The organism is Cupriavidus sp. UGS-1, assembly GCF_021213615.1.
GTDB lineage: Bacteria > Pseudomonadota > Gammaproteobacteria > Burkholderiales > Burkholderiaceae > Cupriavidus.
On the sequence record NZ_JAJQJF010000013.1, the window covers coordinates 43,781 to 64,990 of the forward strand.

14 protein-coding genes are annotated in these 21,210 nt (G+C 66.4%); 5 read left to right on the forward strand and 9 right to left on the reverse strand.

The features are described from left to right. Positions 1-17: 17 nt before the first annotated feature. Complete coding sequence (locus tag LRR16_RS16890) at positions 18-638, forward strand: ParB-like protein (protein WP_064573976.1); 621 nt, start codon at positions 18-20, stop codon at positions 636-638. Positions 639-996: 358 nt separating this feature from the next. Here the strand turns inward: LRR16_RS16890 and LRR16_RS16895 are convergent, their stop codons facing one another. The 4 genes from LRR16_RS16895 to LRR16_RS16910 form a co-directional block, all read right to left on the reverse strand. Beyond that, positions 997-1,563, reverse strand: a complete 567-nt coding sequence (locus LRR16_RS16895) for a hypothetical protein (protein WP_232206587.1) — start codon at positions 1,561-1,563, stop codon at positions 997-999. A 177-nt stretch (positions 1,564-1,740) separates the two neighbouring features. After that, positions 1,741-2,172: an outer membrane protein assembly factor BamE gene (locus LRR16_RS16900; protein ID WP_006575714.1), complete on the reverse strand. Its 432-nt coding sequence runs from the start codon at positions 2,170-2,172 to the stop codon at positions 1,741-1,743. A gap of 128 nt (positions 2,173-2,300) precedes the next feature. Further along, positions 2,301-8,108 (reverse strand): ESPR-type extended signal peptide-containing protein, encoded by a 5,808-nt coding sequence (locus tag LRR16_RS16905; RefSeq protein ID WP_232206588.1) that lies wholly within the window; start codon positions 8,106-8,108, stop codon positions 2,301-2,303. 250 nt (positions 8,109-8,358) lie between these two features. Continuing rightward, on the reverse strand, positions 8,359-9,003 hold the full coding sequence (locus LRR16_RS16910; protein ID WP_232206589.1) for a hypothetical protein: 645 nt from the start codon (positions 9,001-9,003) through the stop codon (positions 8,359-8,361). Positions 9,004-9,919: 916 nt separating this feature from the next. On the opposite strand from LRR16_RS16910, the gene LRR16_RS16915 reads away from it, so the two are divergent. The 3 genes from LRR16_RS16915 to LRR16_RS16925 all read left to right on the forward strand — a co-directional run bounded on the left by LRR16_RS16915 (position 9,920) and on the right by LRR16_RS16925 (position 11,855). Next, on the forward strand, positions 9,920-10,879 hold the full coding sequence (locus tag LRR16_RS16915; protein ID WP_232206590.1) for a chemotaxis protein: 960 nt from the start codon (positions 9,920-9,922) through the stop codon (positions 10,877-10,879). 245 nt (positions 10,880-11,124) lie between these two features. Continuing rightward, complete coding sequence (locus LRR16_RS24520; RefSeq protein ID WP_370646835.1) at positions 11,125-11,502, forward strand: hypothetical protein; 378 nt, start codon at positions 11,125-11,127, stop codon at positions 11,500-11,502. A 26-nt stretch (positions 11,503-11,528) separates the two neighbouring features. After that, entirely contained in the window at positions 11,529-11,855 is a 327-nt protein-coding gene (locus LRR16_RS16925) for a GTP cyclohydrolase (RefSeq protein ID WP_232206591.1), read from the forward strand. Positions 11,856-11,906: 51 nt separating this feature from the next. Here the strand turns inward: LRR16_RS16925 and blaOXA are convergent, their stop codons facing one another. Further along, positions 11,907-12,824, reverse strand: coding sequence for an OXA-837 family class D beta-lactamase (blaOXA, locus tag LRR16_RS16930; RefSeq protein ID WP_232206592.1), 918 nt, complete (start codon positions 12,822-12,824; stop codon positions 11,907-11,909). Positions 12,825-13,005: 181 nt separating this feature from the next. Between blaOXA and LRR16_RS16935 the strand changes: the two genes are divergently transcribed. Continuing rightward, complete coding sequence (locus LRR16_RS16935) at positions 13,006-14,649, forward strand: hypothetical protein (RefSeq protein ID WP_232206593.1); 1,644 nt, start codon at positions 13,006-13,008, stop codon at positions 14,647-14,649. A 220-nt stretch (positions 14,650-14,869) separates the two neighbouring features. On the opposite strand, the gene LRR16_RS16940 is transcribed toward LRR16_RS16935, so the two are convergent. The 4 genes from LRR16_RS16940 to LRR16_RS16955 form a co-directional block, all read right to left on the reverse strand. After that, positions 14,870-17,989, reverse strand: a complete 3,120-nt coding sequence (locus LRR16_RS16940) for an efflux RND transporter permease subunit (RefSeq protein ID WP_043440510.1) — start codon at positions 17,987-17,989, stop codon at positions 14,870-14,872. Positions 17,990-17,994: 5 nt separating this feature from the next. Further along, positions 17,995-19,155, reverse strand: a complete 1,161-nt coding sequence (locus LRR16_RS16945; protein ID WP_006575722.1) for an efflux RND transporter periplasmic adaptor subunit — start codon at positions 19,153-19,155, stop codon at positions 17,995-17,997. A 2-nt stretch (positions 19,156-19,157) separates the two neighbouring features. Then, positions 19,158-20,531, reverse strand: coding sequence for a TolC family protein (locus tag LRR16_RS16950; RefSeq protein ID WP_232206594.1), 1,374 nt, complete (start codon positions 20,529-20,531; stop codon positions 19,158-19,160). Positions 20,532-20,685: 154 nt separating this feature from the next. Beyond that, positions 20,686-21,141 carry a hypothetical protein gene (locus LRR16_RS16955; RefSeq protein ID WP_006575723.1) on the reverse strand — a complete coding sequence of 152 codons (456 nt, stop codon included), beginning with the start codon at positions 21,139-21,141 and terminating at the stop codon, positions 20,686-20,688. Between the last annotated feature and the right edge of the window lie 69 nt (positions 21,142-21,210).

The following is a 21,210-nucleotide window of genomic DNA, read 5'->3' on the forward strand; positions in this document are numbered from 1 at the left end:
CCGCTGGAACGGCGCACGTGGGCACCAAGACCCTGGCCAAAGGCAGCAAGCTCCGCGCCCCGATCGCGGAGCTGCGGCCGACCCAGATCACGGTCGGCGCGCTGCATGTCAAGCGCAAGATGCAGACGACGCGCCGCCAGCCCGAGGACCGGCTCGAGGCCTTCTTCGACAAGCACCGCATTCACGTGGTGGTGGGACCGCAGCACGTGCTGTGGGTCGTGGACCATCACCACTGGGTGCGGGCGTGGCACGAGCTCGGCTTCGAGATCATCCCGGTGTTCGTGCGCAAGGACCTGAGCGACCGCTCCGAGGACGAGTTCTGGGAGTACATGCTGCGCCGCCATCAGGTCCACCCCTACGACGAGCATGGCCGGCGCCAGCCGCTGTCGGCCCTGCCGCGCTCGGTCGCCGGCATGCGCGACGATCCGTATCGCAGCCTCGAGGCCTTCGCCCGCATCGCGGGCGGATATCGCAAGGTCAAGCAGGCCTATCCGGATTTCAAATGGGCGGACTTCTTCCGCCGCGAGATTCGCGGGCCGATGGACAACCCGGAGTGCTTTGCCTACGCGCTGGCGCTGGCCGTCAAGGCGGCCAGGAGTCCGAAGGCGCGAGGACTGCCTGGCTATATCGGCAAATAAGTCGGGAAGGTCTTGTCGCCCCCGTGTCTTTGTCGCCTCCGCGAAGGCGGGGGCCCAGCGGCTTTTGCAGCCCCAATCAAGTCACTGGGTCCCCGCCTGCGCGGGGACGACGGGGATGTCTTTTGTCGCCCGCGTGTCTTTGTCGCCCCCGTGTCTTTGTCGCCCCCGCGAAGGCGGGGGCCCAGCGGCTTTTGCGGCCGCAATCAAGTCACTGGGTCCCCGCGTTCGCGGGGACGACGGGGATGTCTTTTGTCGCCCCGTGTCTTTGTCGCCCCCGCGAAGGCGGGGGCCCAGCGGCTTTTGCAGCCCCAATCAAGTCACTGGGTCCCCGCGTTCGCGGGGACGACGGTGGATCGTGTTACCGCGCTGCAGGCGCGCCGGCGCCGCCGATCACGGCCGCGACATTCAGCGCCTGCTGCTCGCTGGCCATCGGCACGAACAGCACGCCGTTGGTGATGGGCCGGCCGATGCGCGGCGTTGCCACCAGATTGCCGCCAACGGTCAGCACCAGGTTCTTGCCGGAGAACCGCTGCGTCAACGCAGCGAGCTTCTGCGCGCCGGGCTGCGTGAAGTTGAAGCGCACGTACGACTTGCCGTCCTTCGCCTTGACGGGCACGACCGTGCTCAGATCACCGCGCGCGAGAACCGGTTGCGGCGCGACCCACAACGTCGCATTGGCCATGCGCAGTTCGTTGAGGTTGGGGGCGCGTTCCGGCTGCGCCAGGCGGAACTCAACCGCGGGCTGCGCTGCCTGTTGAGGAGCGGCGGCGCGCTGCGCTTGTGCGGAAGCGGGAGCCGGTACAGGAGCCGCAGCGGCAGGCGCCATCGGCGCGGCCTGCTGACCCTGCTGGGCGGGCATCTGTTGGCAGGCGCCGAGGGCGAACACGGCAAGAACGGAAGCGGCAACCGATGCGGCGCGATACATGGCAACTCCAAAAAACAAGGGCCGTTACCGGCCCGATCAAGATATCTATGGTCTGCTCGAATAAACAGGCCCGGCAATGCTACCTCAAGTCGCTGGGTCCCCGCCTGCGCGGGGACGACGGCTATTCTTCCGACGCCCCCGCGAACGCGGGGGCCCAGCGGCTTCCAACACAACGCGTCAGGCTTTCGCCTTCGCGATCAACGCCTTCGCCGCTTCCTCGCACTCCTTCTCGCGCCACAGGAATTCCTGCGCGCGCGTGTCGCGGTCGAACAGGACCTTGTACTGGCAGGCCTTGTCGCCGGACGGCGTCTGCAGATGGAACAGGTAGTCCCATTCGCGCACGAAGAAGAAGCCCTCGAGGAAGTGCGGGCGGCCCAGCAGGTGATACAGCTGGTCCTTGGTCATGCCGGCCTTGACCAGCGCGAGGCTGTTCGGGTCCGGATGGATGCCCTCGAGCAGCGTCATGTTCTCGACATCCATCTTCGGCCAGACCGGCGCAGCGGTGTGGCCTTTGTCGTCGATCTTGCTCAGGTTGCCGCAGCCGGCCAGCAGCGCTGCCGCGAGCAAGGCGGCGCAGGGTGCGGCATGGCGTTTCATCGAATCAAACATGGTTTCGAACTCCTTGTCCCGGCATGGCGTCATCGCGCCGGCGGGACGTTGATGATCGGGTAGTGGTCGGGCGTGCGCCAGCTGGGGGACTGGCGCACGCCCGTGCTACACGGACAATCCCGTGCGGCTTACCACTGATAGCCGACGCCCACCGCGCCACCGTAGTCGCCACGCGACGAAGCGGCACCAGACGCCTTGTAGACCCACGAGCCGTTGTCCGAGACTCGCGACAGACCGAGCGCGTAGCCCGTTTCACCGTTGAACGTGGCAGCACCGATGGCCAGCATGCTCTTGTTCGGCAGGTAGGCCTGCGGCAGGCCAGCCATCGCCATCGCCGACGCGATACCGGCGTTCGCCCGGTTCTCGACCGCGCGGATACGGCTGTCCATGCCCGCGAACTTCTGGTCGATGCCCTGGCTGATGCGGTTCAGCTGGTTGACGTTGACCGCATCGGTCGGCGCCGTGCCTTCGGCCACGCCGGTGATGCGGCGATCGCCATCCTTGCCGGCCATGTTGACCGTGGTGCCGCCGGTGTCGCCACCGACCGAGATCGGACCGTTGCTCGTTTCCTGCTTGACGATACCGATCTTGCCCTCGACCAGGTTGTTGACCGTGGTGTTGGTCTGGTGCAGCTGCGAACCGTTGACCGCATCGGTCGAGTTCTCGCTGATATTGCCCGCCGCGACGTTGGTGATCTTCGTCCCGTTGGTGCCGCCCAGCGTGATCTGCGACCGATCCGAGTTGTCGTACTGGATCGAGTTCTCGACCTGACCGGCGGTGTCGCCGATCGCGTCGGCCACGTTGGCGTAGGTCTTGCCGTTGACCGTGAAGCCGCCGCCGATGGTGCCGGTTGCCGGGTTGTAGGTCGTGCCGCCGCCCAGGTGGTTGGCAATGCTGTCACCCTGATTCTTGACGATGGTGTCCTGTGCGCCCAGCGCGTCGCCCACGTTGTTATACGTGGCGCCGCCAACCGAGTACGTCGGCGCGGTGTAGGAACCCGTGGTCGAATCGTACGAAGCACCGCCGCCCAGCGAGGTCGCGGTGTTCTGCGCGACCTGGTTCAGCTGGCTGACGTTGACCGCATCGGTCGGGGCCGAGCCGGCTGCCACGTTGGTGATCTGGCGTTCGGCGCCTGCATTGCCGACCGACACTTCACCGACCGAGTTCTGGCTGCCGACGCCGTAGCCGATGTAGCCGCTACGCGCGCCCACCGTCGTCACCGAGCCTGCGCCGAGCGCCACGCTGTTGGCAAACACCGCCTGCGAGCCCGCGCCCAGCGCCAGCGACTGGATGCCTTGCGACTGCGCGTTGGTACCGAGCGCGACGCCGTCGGCCTGCGACACCAGCGAGTTCTGGCCGATCGCGGTACCGCCGGGAGCGGTCTGCGCGACCTGGGCGTTGCGGCCCATGCCGATGCCGTTGTCGCCGTTGACGATCGTCTCCGGACCCACCGCAATCGAGTCGACACCCACGGCCAGCGAATCGGCCAGCGTCGAGTTCGCGTGGAAGTACTTGGTACCGGTGGCCGTCACCGAGCCGATCGCGCCCTGCAGCTGGCGGATCGTCACGGCGTCATGCGCGCTGGTACCGTCGGCCACGTTGGTGATCTGGCGCAGCGTGTTGGTCGCGGCATTGCCGACCGACACCGCACCGGCCAGGTTCACGTCGGTGGTGTTGTACGGAACGATCGCGGTACCGGCCGTGATGGTGCCGCTGACCGGCGCCAGCGCGCGATCCGACACCGACCCCGAACCCAGCGCCACGCCGCCATCGACACTCGAGACGGCGCCGTTACCCATCGCGATGCTGTTCGTGTTGTTGGCGACCGCCTGCGGCCCGACCGCGATGCTGTCGGTGCCGAGCGCCTGGCTGTCGGCCAGCGTCGAATTGGCGTGGAAGTACTTGATGCCAGCGCCGTTGTTGATATCGCCGATGATGTTGTTCAGGTTGGCGATATTGGTCGTGTTGGTGGCGATGTTGCCCGTGTTCAGGTCCACCTGCTGGTTGGTCGCGTACAGCTGCGAGCCGTTCACCGCGTCGGTCGACGTATTGCTCAGGCGACCCGCCGCGACATTGGTGATGGTCCGCTCCGCGCCCACCGCGCCCACGCTGACCGTCGAGGTCGGCGTGGCACCGGCGAAGGTGTAGGCGTTGCCACCGATGGTCGCACCCGACGTACCCACCGCCGCTGCCGTCACCGAACCCGAGCCCAACGCGATATCGCCGGCGTTGTTCGCGACGGCGTTCGGACCGATCGCGACCGAATTCGCGCCAAGCGCCTGGCTGTCCGGCAACGTCGAATTGGCGTGGAAGTACTTGATGCCGCCGCCGTTGTTGATGTTGTCGATCGTGTTGTTCAGGTTGGTGATATCGGCGGTGTTCAGGTCCACCTGCTGATTCGTCGCGTACAGCTGCGAGCCGTTCACCGCGTCGGTCGACGTGTTGCTCAGGCGGCCAGCCGCGACATTGGTGATGGTCCGCTCCGCGCCCACCGCGCCCACGCTGACCGTCGAGGTCGGCGTGGCACCGGCGAAGGTGTAGGCGTTGCCACCGATGGTCGCGCCGCCCGTACCCACTGCGGCAGCAGTGACCGAACCCGCGCCCAACGCGATATCGCCGGCGTTGTTGGCGACGGCGTTCGGGCCGATCGCCACCGAGTTTGCACCCAGCGCCTGGCTGTCCGGCAACGTCGAATTGGCGTGGAAGTACTTGATGCCGCCGCCGTTGTTGATGTTGTCGATCGTGTTGTTCAGATTGGTGATATCGGCGGTGTTCAGGTCCACCTGCTGGTTGGTCGCGTACAGCTGCGAGCCGTTCACCGCGTCGGTCGAGGTGTTGCTCAGGCGTCCCGCCGCGACGTTGGTGATGGTCCGCTCGGCACCCGGCGCACCGACGCTGACCGTCGAGGTCGGCGTGGCACCCGCGAAGGTGTAAGCGTTGCCACCGATGGTCGCACCCGGCGTGCCGACCGCTGCTGCCGTCACCGAGCCCGAGCCGAGCGCGATGTCGCCAGCGTTGTTGGCGACGGCGTTCGGACCGATCGCGACCGAATCCGTACCGATGGCCTGGCTGTCCGGCAGCGTCGAATTGGCGTGGAAGTACTTGATGCCGGCGCCGTTGTTGATGTTGGAGATCGCAGTGGTGTTCTGCGTCACCTGCTGGTTGGTCGCGTACAGCTGCGAGCCGTTCACCGCGTCGGTCGACGTGTTGCTCAGGCGCCCGGCCGCGACGTTGGTGATGGTGCGCTCCGAGCCAGGTGTACCCACGCTGACCGTCGAAGTTGGCGTAGTGCCCGCGAACGTGTACGTGTTGCCCCCGATCACGGCATCCGGCGTACCGACCGCCGCAGCCGTCACCGAACCCCGGCCCAGCGCCACGTCGCCCGCGTTGTTGGCGACCGCGCCGGTCCCGAGAGCGGTCGAATTGGTCGCTACGGCCTGGGCGCTGTTGCCCAGGGAGGTAGCGTTGACGGCCGTCGCGGAACTGTGCGGGCCGAACGCGCTGGCATTATCTGCCGATGCAGTGGCGCCTGGGCCCATCGCCATCGAGTTCGTCCCGGATGCCGTCGCGCCAGTCCCGAAGCTGTAGGCATTCGGCGCCAGCGCGCGCGCGGCATCGCCTATCGCAATGGAGTCTGACCCGGTCACCGTCGCAGTGGATCCGATAGCGATGGAATTGGTACTCGACGCGCCGGTAACGTTGGCTCCGTGACCAATCGCGACCGAGGACGCCCCTTCGCTCCGCGCCTGATAACCGATCGCGGTGGCCATATTCGCCGTCGCCGTCGCAGCGACGCCGGCCGCCATCGCATTGAGCCCGGTAGCGCCATTGTTGTTGTAGTTCGCCGCGGGAGTGCCGTTGTCATTCACGCTGTAGTAATGCGTCGCGGCGCCCGCGATTGCCGCCGAAATGGCTTGGTTGCTCGCATACAGCTGCGAACCGTTGATCGCGTCGGTCGAGGTCTCGGCGATGCGGCCTGCCGCGACGTTCTGGATCTGGCGTTCGGCACCGGCGGCACCGACCGAGACGACGCTCGTCGGCGCGGCTCCGGCGAAGTTGTAGGTTGTGCCGCTGATGACGGTGCTGGCCGTCGGCACCGGGGCTGCAACCGTCGACGCATTGCCCAACACCACCGAACCATCGAGGCCCGTCGGGATGGTCACGCCATTGCCGACCACAAACGCATTGTTCGCGTTGATGGTGTTGTTGTTACCCAGCGAGTAGGAGCCCGTACCGGTAATGGTGCTGGGATCGCCGAATGCACCGGAATTCGCGCCGCTGACGACGTTGCCCGTACCGATGCTGATGCTGTTCGCGCCGGTAGCCTGCGCACCCGTACCCATCGCGATCGCGTTGAGGCCGTTCGCTTTCGCATTGAGGCCGATCGACGTCGTCGCGTTGGCGCTAACGCCGATACCGGCGTTCGTGCCGATGGCGACGTTGTCATTGCCCGTCACGTTGTTGCCGGCGGCAGCCTGGAAGGTCGCGTCATACATGACGGAGCCATCTCCGGTGCCCACGGCGACGTTCCGCGTGCCCGTAACACCCGAACCTGCACCTGTCATGACGCTGATGATGCCCCCACCCGCAGCGACGTTCTGCGCACCGCTGACGTTCATGCCGGCTGCCCCGCCTAGCGCTAGGGAGCCGGTGCTGCCAACAGTTGAACCCAAGCCGGCACTCTGTCCTACAGCGGTTGTGTTGTCCCCGATCGCGCGGCTGTTGTAGCCAAGCGCCGTGGAGGTAACGCCTTGCGCTTGGCTACCGTAACCAGCAGCAATGGAGGCACCACCGGTCGCGTCCGCGTCGCCGATCGCGATGGCGTTTGTGGCAGACGCGACGCTGTTCACGCCGAGGGCCGTTGCTTTTTCGGCCGTTGCGCTCGCGTTATAGCCGATCGAGGTGGTTGCGTTCGCGGTGACGCCGATGCCCGCATTGGTACCAATGGCTACGTTGTCGTTGCCCGAAACCAGGCTACCTGCGGCAGCGTCCAGCGTGCCGTCATATGTTACGGTGCCGTCCCCTACACCTACCGCGACGTTTCGCGCGCCTGATACGCCGGAACCCGCGCCACGCATGGCGCTCGGAACACCTCCACCAATGGCGGTGTTCTGTGCGCCGCTAACGAGTGCGCCCGCTGCCACCCCCATTGCAATGGAGCCATTATTGGCCACGGTGGAGCCGGCGCCTGCACCCTGCCCAACGGCGACCGTGCTGTCGCCCATCGCAAGTGCTTGCGGACCAAGTGCCAGTGAACTGTTACCCCGCGCCGCCGCGGCATTGCCCAGCGATGTGGCCGCAGCATTCGTTGCCTGTGCCATGCGTCCGAATGCAATAGCGTCCGCTCCGGACCCGTTCGCCTGGAAACCGATCGCGATGGAATTCAGGCCGCCAGCCACGGAGGAAGAGCCGAAGGCCAGCGCATTGCTGGCCGTCACAGAAGCCGCATTGCCGATGGCCACCGAATTGACCGTACCCGCTGCGGTACTTGCCTGCGTGCCGAGGGCGACGTTGTCCGTGCCGAATGCCTGTGCGCGCGCACCGAGTGCAACCTGGCGGTTGCCCGTATTTGTTCCTGTTGTGGCGCCATTGCCGATGGCGATCCCACCGTTGGCGGCAGCCAAAGCCGCGTCGGTATCGTTGATCGAATCGGCAAACGCGCCAGCGCCAATCGCAATGGAGCCAGCCCATGCGCGGGCTGGATCAAAACCAGCAATGTTCGACGACACCGCGATGGCGCCACCTACGCCGGTGTTTACGCCGCTATCTCCGCCTTGCGGCCCCGCCAGTGCCGGCGACATGCCGCCGATCAGCATCGCCCCAACGGCCAGAGCTACCGCGCTCTTGTTGGGCTTGCCGCGCGCCTTGGTCAGCTCCGAGGCTGCAACCCACGCGCCGAGAGACTCGTTCCAGATCGTGCGATAGGACTTGTTCATGCCAAAGCCCTCCGCGCGATTGTGTTATTGCCAAGGCTGGACCGAGCACTGGCCAGCCATACCGTAGTGGTTTGATGCATGGCGACTACCCCCAGAAAGTTCGCCAAACTGACATGGGCCATTTGCGAAGACAAAAAGCCCCCCTTCCCCGGCGCCAGCCGGGTTTCGATCCCCAAATCGAATAAGAAAGACGCCCGGCCTGAAGCGGCCGATGCGTTAGAGAAGCGGTGCGCCCGCTGCCTGGATCACTTCATCGGCGATCCATGGCGCTTGCGACCGTGACAACGACACAGCTGGAGCCGCTGGGAACCAGCAGCGCCTGCCCTTGGTTGCCGCCGAGGTTGTACAGCGGCGTACCGGACAGCGTGGTGGCCAAGGAGCTGCCTTGCGGCAGCTGCTTGACGACATCGGGACACGATTGCGGGAACGGTGCGACGCGCACCAGCCCACCCTCGCAACCGGTCTTGGTCGGCGACGTGAAGATAACGCCGGCCGATTGGCCCTTGTAGTTCGGCGTGTCATAGCGCATGCCGACGACGGCTTGCGCGGCGTGATCGTTCGGTGCGTCCTTTTGCGTCGACGCGTTGGACGCGTAGGTGGTGCCGCGCGTCAGGCTCTCGCCCAGCGCGGCGAACAGGTTCGCGCACGACTTGATGCCGAGGTCGGCGGCCTGCTTCTGGAACGTTGCGGCAGCGCCTTGCGGCGCGTTCGCCGGTGCGGCTTGCGCCGCGGCATTGGTCGCGACTGCGCCAAGGCCCACGGATGCGGCAATAGCCAGCGCGGCGATCGGCGTGCGGACGCCGATGCGGCCCACACGGAGGGTGTGGCCCAGGGGCGCGTCACAGCCTTGCGACAGGGCTGTGGTGTTCGGCTCGAGCATCTCGAATTTCTCCATACCAAATTGCCTGGTCCCGTCCCGATTTCGCCGCTGTGGCCCTACCGAGTTCCCATCCGTTACGGGTCGGGATTAGCGGTGGCCTTGTTGTTCTGGTGGCGTAAGCCTTCGTCAAACCGGAACAATGCACCTCAAATGTATTCTTTGTATTAAAGAAAATACATCGAAGGGCTCGTTGCCGATGATAGCGACGGACCGCGAACAGGAATTAAAACGAATGTGAACTGCGGAAAATTTGTCGCACGAATCAAACGGTCGTGCCGAGGACCGCCATCAGGGCAAAGCGCCTGTGGCGGAACGCAGCAGGAAACGGCGAACGTCGACCGCGGTCGCAACGGGACGAACGGCTCGTCCTCGCGGTCCGATGAACTGCAAAGTGGAATGGACGCAACTTGACAGCATGCCTTCGCCGCGACGCGAACGCATGCCAGTCGGGAGCAGGCGCCTGGGTTGACGCCACTGCACCCTATTCGGCTCGTGCATAGCTACTACTCCTACCCGATTCGCCGGTTTACCCGGTCTAACCGCCCCTTCTTGCTCTACCCGTAGCAGGAAACATCCCGCAAACCGCGCGGGTGCTGCCTTGCCTCGTTCCGGCCACGCGAGCCGAGCGCGTACCGGGAACGATGTCTATTTGTAATTGATGTATCAATGGTGTTACATCGACGCACACGGGATCATAGCGGCGAATTTGAAAATCTGCCTTCAGAAGTTTTTACATCTGACTTAAGTAAATATCTGTTTACAAAATTCCCTGTCTTGGTGCAGACACGGCCGCTCAAGGTTGGCGCGCCGAGGCCGTTAATGGTCCGTACCACGAGCGGCCCGGGCGCGTATCCCGGCTCGACGTTCGTGTGACATTGACAAGACACAGCGCCACCGCTCGTGCGGGCGTCGCGAGGAGCAAAGGGAAGTCATGAGCGGCTTGATGAAGGAAATCGACGAGCGGACCAACCTGACCAACAATAATCAGTTCGAATTGTTGTTGTTCCGGCTAGGAAATGCGGAGCGGTCGGGTCAGAACGAGATTTTCGGGATCAATGTATTCAAAGTTCGCGAAATTCTGGTAATGCCGAAAATCACCACGGTGGTGGGCGGCGCGCCGGCCATGCTTGGCATGGCGGATATTCGGGGACAGGTTATCCCGGTCATCGATCTGGCCAAAATCGTTGGATGCCAGCCACAGGGCGGCAGCTGCGGCATCCTGCTGGTCACCGAGTACGCGCGCTCAACGCAGGGCTTCGCGGTCGAAGGTGTCGAGGAGATCGTGCGGCTGGAGTGGAACGAGGTCGTGTCGGCCGAGGCCAGCACCAAGGGCGGACTGGTGACCAGCATTGCCAAGCTCAATGCAGACACCCCGGACGCTCGGCTGGTGCAGGTGCTCGACGTCGAACAGATCCTGCGCGACGTGCTGCCGACCAGCCAGCCGGATGTCGATCCTTCGACTGTGGGACCGAAGCTCTCGCTGCGTCCGGGTACGAAGATCCTCGCGGCAGACGATTCCGCTCTCGCCCGCAGCCTGATCGAGCAGGGCCTCGATGCGATGGGTGTGTCCGTGGTGATGACCAAGACCGGCCAGGAAGCGTGGGACGAGCTCAACGACATCGCCACCCACGCGGCGAAAGCCGGACGCGCGGTGCGCGATGAGATTGCTTGCGTGCTGACCGATCTGGAAATGCCTGAAATGGACGGCTTCACGCTGACCCGCAAGATCAAGGCGGACAAGCGCTTCCAGGGCATTCCGGTGGTCATCCACTCGTCGCTGTCGGGCAATGCCAGCGAGGATCATGTGCGCAAGGTTGGCGCGGATGCGTATGTGTCGAAGTTCCTGGCGAAGGATCTGGCGGAGACGATTCGGGGCGTGCTGCATCTGTGAGGATGTGACCCGCGTCAGCACGGCGGCAATTCCAGCGCCGCCGTGCTCGCGAGGTAACCGTGCTATAGTGTGTGCCTTCGCCCCAAGAGGCGAAAACCCGGACAGATTATTAAGACAAGACACTGTCCGGCTGGCCCCGAGGGCCCCGCCGCCCGACCTGACGTCCGGCATTCACCACCCAAGCGTTCCCAATCAGTCATCGCATCGCGGATGTTCCCGCTCACTCCGAGCCGGCATCACGCGCAGTGACCATCGCCGTTTTCGGTAAGTCGCAAGTCGCGCGTGTCACCACGCGCCACGGCGCCCGAAGTCCGCCTGCACGCGTCGTTTCTCACGCTGACGCATTCGCGCGCGGATCCACCGGACAGGGCAAGGGACCGCCCCATTCCAATCACATGAATCCACAACAAAACCACAATCAATACACCGTCGCCGTCCATCCGATCCAGCAAAGCCCCGGCCAGTGGTTCGCCACTTACATCGTCAGCCGCTATGAAAGCGGCCGCGAGCGGGTGCTCGAAAACGTCGCGGTACGCGACACGCTGCATCGCACGGAAGCGCAGGCCAAGCAGGTTGCCCGGCAAGCGGGCGAACGCGCGATTGCGCGCTTGCGCCGCCATTGAGCGCGCGCATTACCAAGGAGTCCACCATGTACGCCAACCACGCCGTCTACAAGGGCTATCGCCTCTCGGCCCACGTCCATCACACCGCCGAACAGGCCGGCAAGTCGGGCACCGCGCGCGACAGCTTCGAGGCAACGATCAATATCATTGCCCTGGGCGGAGCGCCGTCGACCGGACTGCCCGCGCTGCGTTCGCACCGCGCCAATAGCCCGCGCGAGGCGATCGAAGCGGCCGTCGCCTACGGGCGCGATGTGATCGACGGCCTGTCGAGCTTCACCAAGGGCAAGCGCAAGGCCGCCGTGGCGAAAGCTCGCGCGTCGGCTGGACGCGACAGTCTGACCACCGCCTCGTAGGCGTGAGGCCCGCGCACCGTCGTCATCCGACAGGCGCGGCAAGCCCCCGCGCTAACTCGTCTTGCGCGCCGACCCGCCTTCCGCGGGCAATGCGCCCAGTTCTACCATCAGCGCTCGCGCGATGGTCAGGCGCTTTGGCGCCAGTTCCTCGCGCTGCAGATCCATATTGAGCGCGAAGGTAAACACGCCACCGTTGCGCTCGACCCAACCCACCCACCAGCCGTGGTTCAGCCCGGCGTCCATCGCCCAGCCGGTCTTCGCGAATAGCGCGTAGTCGCCGCCCGATTCGACCTTCAGGATCTCCCGCACCCATTGCTGGCTGAGCCGCGAGGCCGGCAGCTGCTGCTGCGCCAGCCGCGCGAGAAAACGGGTCTGCTCCACGGCCGAAATGGCCAGCGGCCCGCGCAGCCAGAACTGATCCACCTGCTTGCCCAAATCGCGATTGCCATAGTCGAGGCGGTCGACCCACGTCTGCATTCGTTGCATGCCGATGCGGCGCGCGACGCCCTGGTACACCGGCACATTCGACATCGCGATCGCCTCACGCAGGTTCATGTCGCGCTGCCACTGCGGAAATCGCGTCTTGCCGCCGCCGTACGGCTGAATCTGGTCGGGATCGGCCACGACGCCCGTTTCGAAGGCGATCAAGCTGTTCGGAATCTTGTAGGTCGAGGCCGGCACCATGCGCGTCTTCGCGCGCGGCGCGTTGACCAGCGACAGCCGGTTCGCCTTGACGTCGAGCATGGCGAAGCAGCCGTCGACATCGAGCTCGCGGAAGTGGGACATCAGATCCTCGCGGATGGCTTCGGCTGGCGCCGCGGTCTCGGCCCGCTGCACCACCCGGGCGATGTCGTCGGCCTGCACCAGCCGGGCGGCCGGCAGCAACGCCGCGCCTCCGGCCAATTGCAGCAGACGGCGGCGATACAGACGTTGCCCATGCAGAGGCTGCTCGTTCGTTCGGGACTTCATGGTCTCTCCTTGTACTTGGGAATGGCGCGCCGGTCCGGGCGGCGTGGCGCGACACCGACCGGACAGCCCGCATCGTAGCCACAGGCATGCGCCAGTCCAACGCGGTGCGTGCGACAATCTGCATCCGCTGTCACGGCTGTCACGTCCCTGTGCCCGATTCCGCTTCTCTGTGCCCGCCTCCATGCCCGAACCCCTGCTAATCGAGCTGTGCGCCCCGCAAACCGTCAATGGCCTCCGGGCGCCCTACCAGTCGGTATGGCTGCTGGTCCGGCTGCACTACGCGGCCCAACAGGCGCCGCACCGGCCGCTGGTCTACGCCGACGACCTGCGCGAGCGCATGAGCAACGCGCGCACCCTGCGCATGGCGATCACGCGGGCCTTCCAGGACTTCGCGCGCTGGGAGCTGGCGGTCGGTTGGGGCGACGACGCCAGCCGCGATCCGCGCTTTCTGAATCTGGAGGGACGCAGCCAGGGGCCGTTCTGGCTTGCCGCGCATGAACGCCAGCGCATCGTCTGCGTGGTCGACGGGGCTCCGGCCGGCGCCGCGGAAATTGCGGCGTTTCTCGGCCTCGATCGCGACGGGCCCGGCCAGGGCAAGGCGCCCATCCCGCAGCGGATGGTTACGCAGACCGACCTGTCGTTCTGGCGCCATTTTGTCGACGGCAAGCAGGCGTTGCGTGAGGGGCGGCTGTTGACGCCGCTGTCGCGCGAGGATGCGGCCAAGACCGGCGGGACAGGTGGAAATGGCTCGCATGACGCCCCCGCTGCGCTGACCGCATTCCGCGCCGCGGGGCGGCTGGCCGCCAGCGAGTTCGAACACGCGTTCGTCGCGCTGAACGAGGCGCTGCTGTGGCGCCGCCTCGGCGATCGCGCACAGACCCGCAAGATGCTGCGCGCACTGAAGCGGCGCCGGCGCGGTCATGCCATCGCCGGCAACGACTATCTCGACGCGATGGAAGGCATCGTCGCCGCCTGGTGCGCCTACGACGAGCGCGACCTGCCCGGCGCGCTGGCCGTGCTGCAGGCGCTGGCGCAGAACCAGCCCAGTGCGACGCTGGTGCAGGCCCACCCGCATGTCCGCTTCGAATGGCACAACCTCGCCGCGCTGATCCAGCGGTCCAATGCGCTGGCCGCTGCCCCGCACGACGCCGCGACCGCTGGCGCACTGGCCGAACAGGCCGCCACCCATTTCGATCAGGCGTTGGCCGCGGCGTTCGAATCGAACGTCTCCGATGCCGCGCAGCATGTGGCCGCCAATATCGGCATGGCGCTATGGCTGTTCGGCGAGGCCGGCATCGGATGGTCCGGCGCCTTGCGTGATGGAGAAGCGGAGCGCGCGATCCAGTGGATCGGCCTGTCCGAATGGCTGGGCCGCGGCGCCGGCAACCGCCATCCGTCCGCATGGAACGCCATCTACCTGATGCGCATCGCGCGCGGCGCCTGCCATACCGCGCCGCGGCCCACGCTGGCCGAATTCCAGGCGACCGCACCGATCGGCGTGGCGGCCTTGCGCCAATTGGCCGGGCCGTTCGCCGACGCCTTCACCGGCCCCGCCTGGCCGGACACCTGGCACGAGGTCGCCGCCTGGCGCCTGGCGGAATCGCAGCGCGGCGAACGCAAGTATCCGCTGCTGCAGCAGAGCAGCCTGTGGTTCGAACTGGCGTGGTATTCCGCGCATGCCGGCCAGCTGGGGCCGGCGGCAAAGGCGCTGCGGCTGCTGCGGGAAGGACTGAAGCAGCTGGCGGTCAGCGATCGCCAGTATTTTGGCAAGCCGCTGCTCGATGCACTGCCGGAGCCGGTGCATCGGCTGGCGCAGGATGAATAGGACTGGATGAAAGCCACTGGGTCCCCGCATTCGCGGGGACGACGGGGTGGGCTGGGTGAAAGCCACTGGGTCCCCGCATTCGCGGGGACGACGGTGGGTGGCATACCTCTGCCAACTCCGTCGTCCCCGCGAACGCGGGGACCCAGTGACTTTGATTGTGAGCTTCGAAAGCCAGGTCAGTCGCTGAACCCCCGCTTTCGCGGGGGCGGCGACAGCGACCTTACACCGGCTCGTCCGTCGCCGGATTTGGCTTGCGGTCGTCGAACCAGCGATACAGCGTCGGCACCATCACCAGCGTCAGCAGCGTCGACGTGATCAGGCCGCCGATCACCACCACCGCCAGCGGGCGCTGCACCTCGGAGCCCGGCCCCGTCGAGAACAGGAACGGCACCAGGCCCAGCAGCGCGATGGTCGCCGTCATCATCACCGGACGGAACCGCATGGTGGCGCCGTGGATCACCGCCTCGTCGAGGTCCATGCCGTTGTTGCGCAGATTGCGGATGTAGGACACCAGCACCACGCCGTTCAGCACCGCGATACCCCACAGCGCGATAAAGCCCACCGACGCCGGCACCGACAGGTATTCGCCGGTGATAAACAGGCCGATGATGCCGCCGATGGACGCGAACGGCAGCACTGTGATGATCAGTGTGGCGAAGCGCAGCGAGTTGAACAGCAGGAACAGCAGGAAGAAGATCGCGGCGATCGTGATCGGCACGATGATCTTCAGGTGGCCCATCGCGCGTTCCATGTTCTGGAATTGGCCGCCCCACTCGAAGTAATAGCCTTCGGGCAGCTTGACCTTGCTGTCGGCCGCCTGCTGCAGCTCGGCGACGAAGCCGCCGAGGTCGCGGTCCTTGACGTTGATCATCACCACGACGCGGCGCTTGGCCATTTCGCGGCTGATCTGCGCCGGGCCGTCGCTGACCTCGATCTTCGCCACGCTTTGCAGCGGCACCTGGATGCCGTCGGGCGTGGTCACCAGCAGCTGGCGGATCGACTGGACATCGTGGCGGAAGCGCTCCGGCAGACGGACCGCGGCGCTGAAGCGGCGCTCACCCTCGAAGATGTCGGTGGCGCGCTTGCCGCCGATCGAGATCTCGATGATGTCGTGGATGTCCGAGACATTGAGCCCGTAGCGCGCGATCGCCTGGCGGTCGATGTCGATCGACAGGTATTGCTGCCCGGTGATGCGCTCGATGCGGATGTCCTGCGAGCCCTGGATGCCGCCGGCCACGCGGGCGACCTCGCCGGCCAGCTCGCGCAGCTTGCCGAGGTCGTCGCCGAAGATCTTGACCGCGATGTCCGAACGCACGCCGCTGACCATCTCGTCGATCCGGTCGGAAATCGGCTGCGCCATCACGATCTGCACGCCCGGAATGGCGCGCAGCTTCTGGCGGATCTGCTCGGCGATGTCGTCCTGCGTCCAGCCGTCGGGCCACTCGTCGCGGTCCTTCAGGCTGGCGATCGGGGTCGACTCGTTCTGGCTCTGCGGGTCCGCCGGGCTTTCGCCGCGGCCGACGCCGGAGACCACCGACTTGACGCCCGGTACGCTGAGCACCAGCTTGTTGGCCTCCTTCTCCAGCTTGATCGATTCCTCCAGCGAGATGTTGGGCACGCGGTCGATCGCCGGAACGATCGAGCCTTCCTTCATCTCCGGCATGAACGACGAACCGAGCAGCGGCACGATCGCCAGCGTGCCCAGGAACGCGACGACGGCAGCGACCACGGTCTTGCGGCTGTTTGCCATCGCCACCTTCAGCATCCGCAGATAGTGGCGCTTCAGGAAGGCGATCACGCGGGTATCGTGCTCGGCCCCGCCCTTCAGGATGTAGGACGACAGTACCGGCGACAGCGTCAGCGACAGCACCAGCGAGATGGCCAGCGCGATCGCGATGGTGAAGGCCAGCGGCGCGAACATCTTGCCCTCGGTGCCGGTCAGCGTCATCAGCGGCAGGAACACCAGGATGATGATGCCGACGCCGACGATCACCGGCGTCGCCACTTCCTGCACCGCCTTGACCAGCACCTCGGTCTTCGACAGCCTCAGCTCATCCTTGCGCCCCAATCGCTCGAACGCGTTCTCGACCACCACCACCGAGCCGTCGACCATCAGGCCGATCGCGATCGCCAGCCCCCCCAGCGACATCAGGTTGGCCGACAGCCCCACCTGGTTCATCACCATGAAGGTCAGCAGCGGCGTCAGCACCAGCGTGGCCAGCACGATCACCGACGAGCGCAGGTCGCCCAGGAACAGGAACAGCACGATCACCACCAGCACCACGCCTTCGAGCAGCACCTTGGTCACCGTCCACAACGCGGCGTCGACCAGTTCGCTGCGGTCGTAGTACGGCACGATCTGCAGCTTGCCGGGCAGCATGCCGCGCTCGTTGATCTCGGCGACGCGCTGCTTGACGCGGCTGACGACCTCCTTGGCGTTGCCGCCGCGCATCATCATCACGATGCCGCCGACCGCCTCGGTCTGGCCGTTCTTGATCAGCGCGCCCTGCCGGACTTCATGGCCGATGGTGACCTCGGCGACGTCGCGCAGGTAGACCGGCGTGCCGTTGATCTCCTTCAGCACGATGCTCTTCAGGTCCTCAACGCCTTGCGCCAGACCCACGCCGCGGATCAGGTACTGCTCGGCGTAGTGCGGCAGCACCCCACCGCCCGAGTTGGCGTTGTTGTTGGCGAGTGCCTGGTAGACCTGCTGCACCGAGATGCCGTAGTGCCGCATGCGGTCCGGATTGATCAGCGCCTGGTATTGCTTGACGTAGCCGCCCTGCGAGTTGATTTCGGCGACGCCCGGGATCGAACGCAGCAGCGGGCGCACGACCCAGTCCTGCACGATGCGGCGCTCGGACAGTTCCTGTTGCGTCAGCTCGCGGTCGCCGTCATCGGCGCGGTCCAGCGTGTACTGGTAGACCTCGCCCAGACCGGTCGACACCGGGCCGAGCACCGGCGTCACGCCTTCCGGCATGCGGCCGCCGACCTCGATCAGCCGCTCCATCACCAGCTGGCGCGCGAAATAGACATCGGTGGCATCGGTGAACACCAGCGTGATCAGCGACAGGCCCGCCTTGTTCAGCGAGCGCATCTCGACCAGGCCGGGCAGGCCGGTCATCGCGATCTCGATCGGCACCGTGACGAAGCGCTCGACCTCCTCGGGCGAGCGGCCGGCCGCCTCGGTGGCGATCTGCACCTGCACGTTGGTGACATCGGGGAACGCGTCGACCGACAGCTTGCCGGCGGCGCGCAGCCCGAAGAAGAACAGCACGACCGCGATCACGCAGACCACGAGCCGCTGTTTGATGGCAGCTTGGACTAGGGATTCGATCATCGTGGTCAACCTTGCTCGAGGCGCTTGCGCTCGTTATCGAGATGGAACGCGCCATTGACCACGATGCGGTCGCCAGCCTTGACGCCGCTCTGCACCACGCGCATGCCGTCGCTCTCCGCGCCGAGCTTGACCGGCACGGCGCGATACAGGCCCTCGCCCTGCTCGACGTAGACCTGTTCCTCGTTGCCGTCGCGGACCACGGCCGAGCCCGGCACCACCAGCCGCTCGGTCGGCCGGCTGGCGATCACCATGCTGGCCAGCATCGCCGGCTTCAGGCGTCCCTCGCGGTTCTCGAGTTCGGTACGAACGAGCACCGTGCGCGATTCGGGATTGACGGTGCGGCCCACATAGATCAGCTTGCCGGCGATCCGGCTGCGGCCCGTACCCGCGCCCAGCGACGGCACGTCGATCTCGACGGTCTGCCCCTCGGCCACCAGCGCGGCCTGCTGCTCGGGCACCTCGGCCACGACCCAGACGCGCGACAGGTCGGCCACCGTATAGAGCGAATCGGCGGGCTGCACCACCTGGCCCTGGGCGACCTTGCGCTCGACCACGGTGCCGCTGATGCTCGAATACACCGGCGAATACGAGTTGATGCTGCCGCCCTTGGACAGCTCGGCGATCGCGGCCTTGGACATGCCCAGCACGCGCAGTTGGTCACGATAGGCATTCATCTCGGCCTGGGCGATCGCATATTCGCTCTCGCGGCGCTGCAGCTCGCCGCGGCCGATCACGTCGGCGGCGAACAGCTGGCGCGCGCGCTCGGCGTTCTGCGCCTGCAGCTGCGATTGCGCCAAGGCCTTCAGGTAGGACATCTGCGCGGCGCCCAGCTCGCTGCTGTGCAGGCGCGCCAGCACCTGGCCGGCCTTCACTTCCTGGCCGGGCATCGCGTAGAGGTCGGTCACGCGGCCGGTCACCGAGGCGCCGATGCGGGCCACGCGCTGCTCGTCGAAATCGATGCGGCCGGCGACGTGCAGCATCTCGCTGAACGGGCTGGCGGTCACCGGCGCGACCTTCAGCTGCTGCTGCAACGAGGGCTCGGGCTTGACCACGCCGGGCGGCAGCTTGGGCGCCTCGGCTGCGGGCGGCGGCTCCTCGGAACAGGCCGCGAGCGTCAACATCATGGCGGCAGCCACCGCCAGGGTACGGAGAGAAATGGGGCGCATGGTCAGTCTTTGTTCGGTTCGGTGGAGAGGGTCGCGGCGGTCGGGGTCATGGCCGGGGTCGTGGCGGAGGTCACGGCCGGGGTCATAGCCGGGCTGACATCCGGAGTCACGTCCGAAGTCCTGCCCGGGGTCACGCCGGGCGTGGACATGCCGGGCGCCATCGACAGCAGGCGTTCGATCTGGATCACGGCCATCTGCTGGTCGTATTGGGCGGCGATCAGTTCGTTGCGCGCGTTGCGCAGCGTGCGCTGGGCATCGATCACTTCGAGGATGCCGCGCTCGCCGTAGCGGTAGGCCGCCTGCGCGACCTGCAGCGCGTTCTCGGCCTCACGGACGATGCCGGACTCCAGCGCGGTGACCTGGGCCTGCGTGATTTCGAGCTGGCGGTACGCCGACTCGAGTTCCTGCGCCAATTCGAATTCGCGCAGCTCATAGGCGCTGCGTGCCTGCGTGGCTTGCGCGACCGCCTCGCCCACCGGGCCCTTGCGGCGGTCCCACAACGGGATGGTCAGCACCAGGCCGACCTGGGACACGCTGTTGTCCGGCTCGCGCGTGGTGCTGGCGCGCACCGCCAGCTCGGGCAACCGCAGCGAGCGCTGGTAGTCGACGGCCAGATTGGCGCGCTCCAGCTCCATGCGGCGCTGGACCAGTTCGGCATTGGCCGTGCTCAGGCGCTCCCGCATCACCGCCAGATCGGGCACGTTCGGGATCTGGCCGAGGCTGCCGGCCAGCGCGAACTTCGGCGGCAGCGCGCCGCCGACCTGCTGGCGCAGCGCCGCCTTGGCCTGGTCGACGCGGTACTCGGCGCTCTGCAGCGATTTCTGCGCCGCCAGCAGTTCGGTCTCGGCCCGGATCAGCTCATAGCGCGGCGCCTCGCCGACCTCGACGCGCAGCCGCGCACGCGAATGGACCTGCTTCATCATCGCCAGGTCTTCCCGTGCCGCCGCCAGTTCGCTCTCCCGGCGCAGCACGCCGAAGTAGCCGGTCTTGACGCGGCCGGCGAGGTCCGCATAGAAGGCCTGCAGACCCGCTTCAGTCGCGTCGAGATTGCGTTCGGCGATGGAGCGGCGCAGGCTGCGCTGCTGGGGGTAGTCGAGGCGCTGCGTGATCGAGAAGCTGGGCGTGTTGCCCTCGGCGACGCCGGCCTGCCGGCCGCGCAGGCGGCCGTACATCATTTCGACCTGCGGATTCGGATAGGCGCCCGCGCTGGTGACGGCGGCGCTGGCGGCGTCCACGCCGGCATGCGCGGCGGCCACGCCCTTGTTCGAGTTTTGGGACAGGGAAAGCAGTTGCTCCAGCGAGAAGGCATCGGCGGCAAAGGCCGACGACACCCCAAGCGAAAGCGACGCTATCAGGGTAAGCGTAGAGATCTTCATGGCAACGAGAAAAAGCCGGACCACTGCATGCCGGCTACGCGCGGACGGCGTTACCGCGACAAGCACACGGCCCACGGCAGCGAACGCCGCGAGCAAGACACGCAGATAGGAGGCGCGACCGGTCCGATACGGAGCCGGACCGGCGCGTCAGCAATCAGGCGGAGAAGATGGGGGGCTTGAACAGCGCCGCAGGCAGTGGCGGCGCGCGGCCGTGGCGAGGCGGAGAGACATCGCCGGAAGGCAGTTCGAGCGGGGCCGCCGGCAAGGCGAACAGCGCGCTCGATTCCTCGATTTCGTCGAGCACGTCGGGCGGATCGAGCAGGTCCGCCGACCAGATATTGCAGTAGCCCGGGTGGGAGGCGGCTTCGGCGACGTCGTCGTCGGCATGGATGCCGTCGTCGCCCGGGGCGACGATGCGGCTGCCGTCGTCATCGCTGGAAACCGCCCGGGCCGCCACCGCGGCGACCGCGGCCATGCTGCAGACCAGCGGCCCCACGCGCATCTGTCCTTGCCCGAGCCCCGCCGCCGCGTCCAGACGCGTGCTCGCCTGCGCTCCGAAGGAGAGCAGGAACAGGCAGGCCGCGATCAGAAACGGTAGAAAGGCTCGCATCAAGGGGAAGTTGGCGTCGGTATGCGGGCAGAGGCACTACGCCAAAAATATGACGGTTAGTGCTCTGCG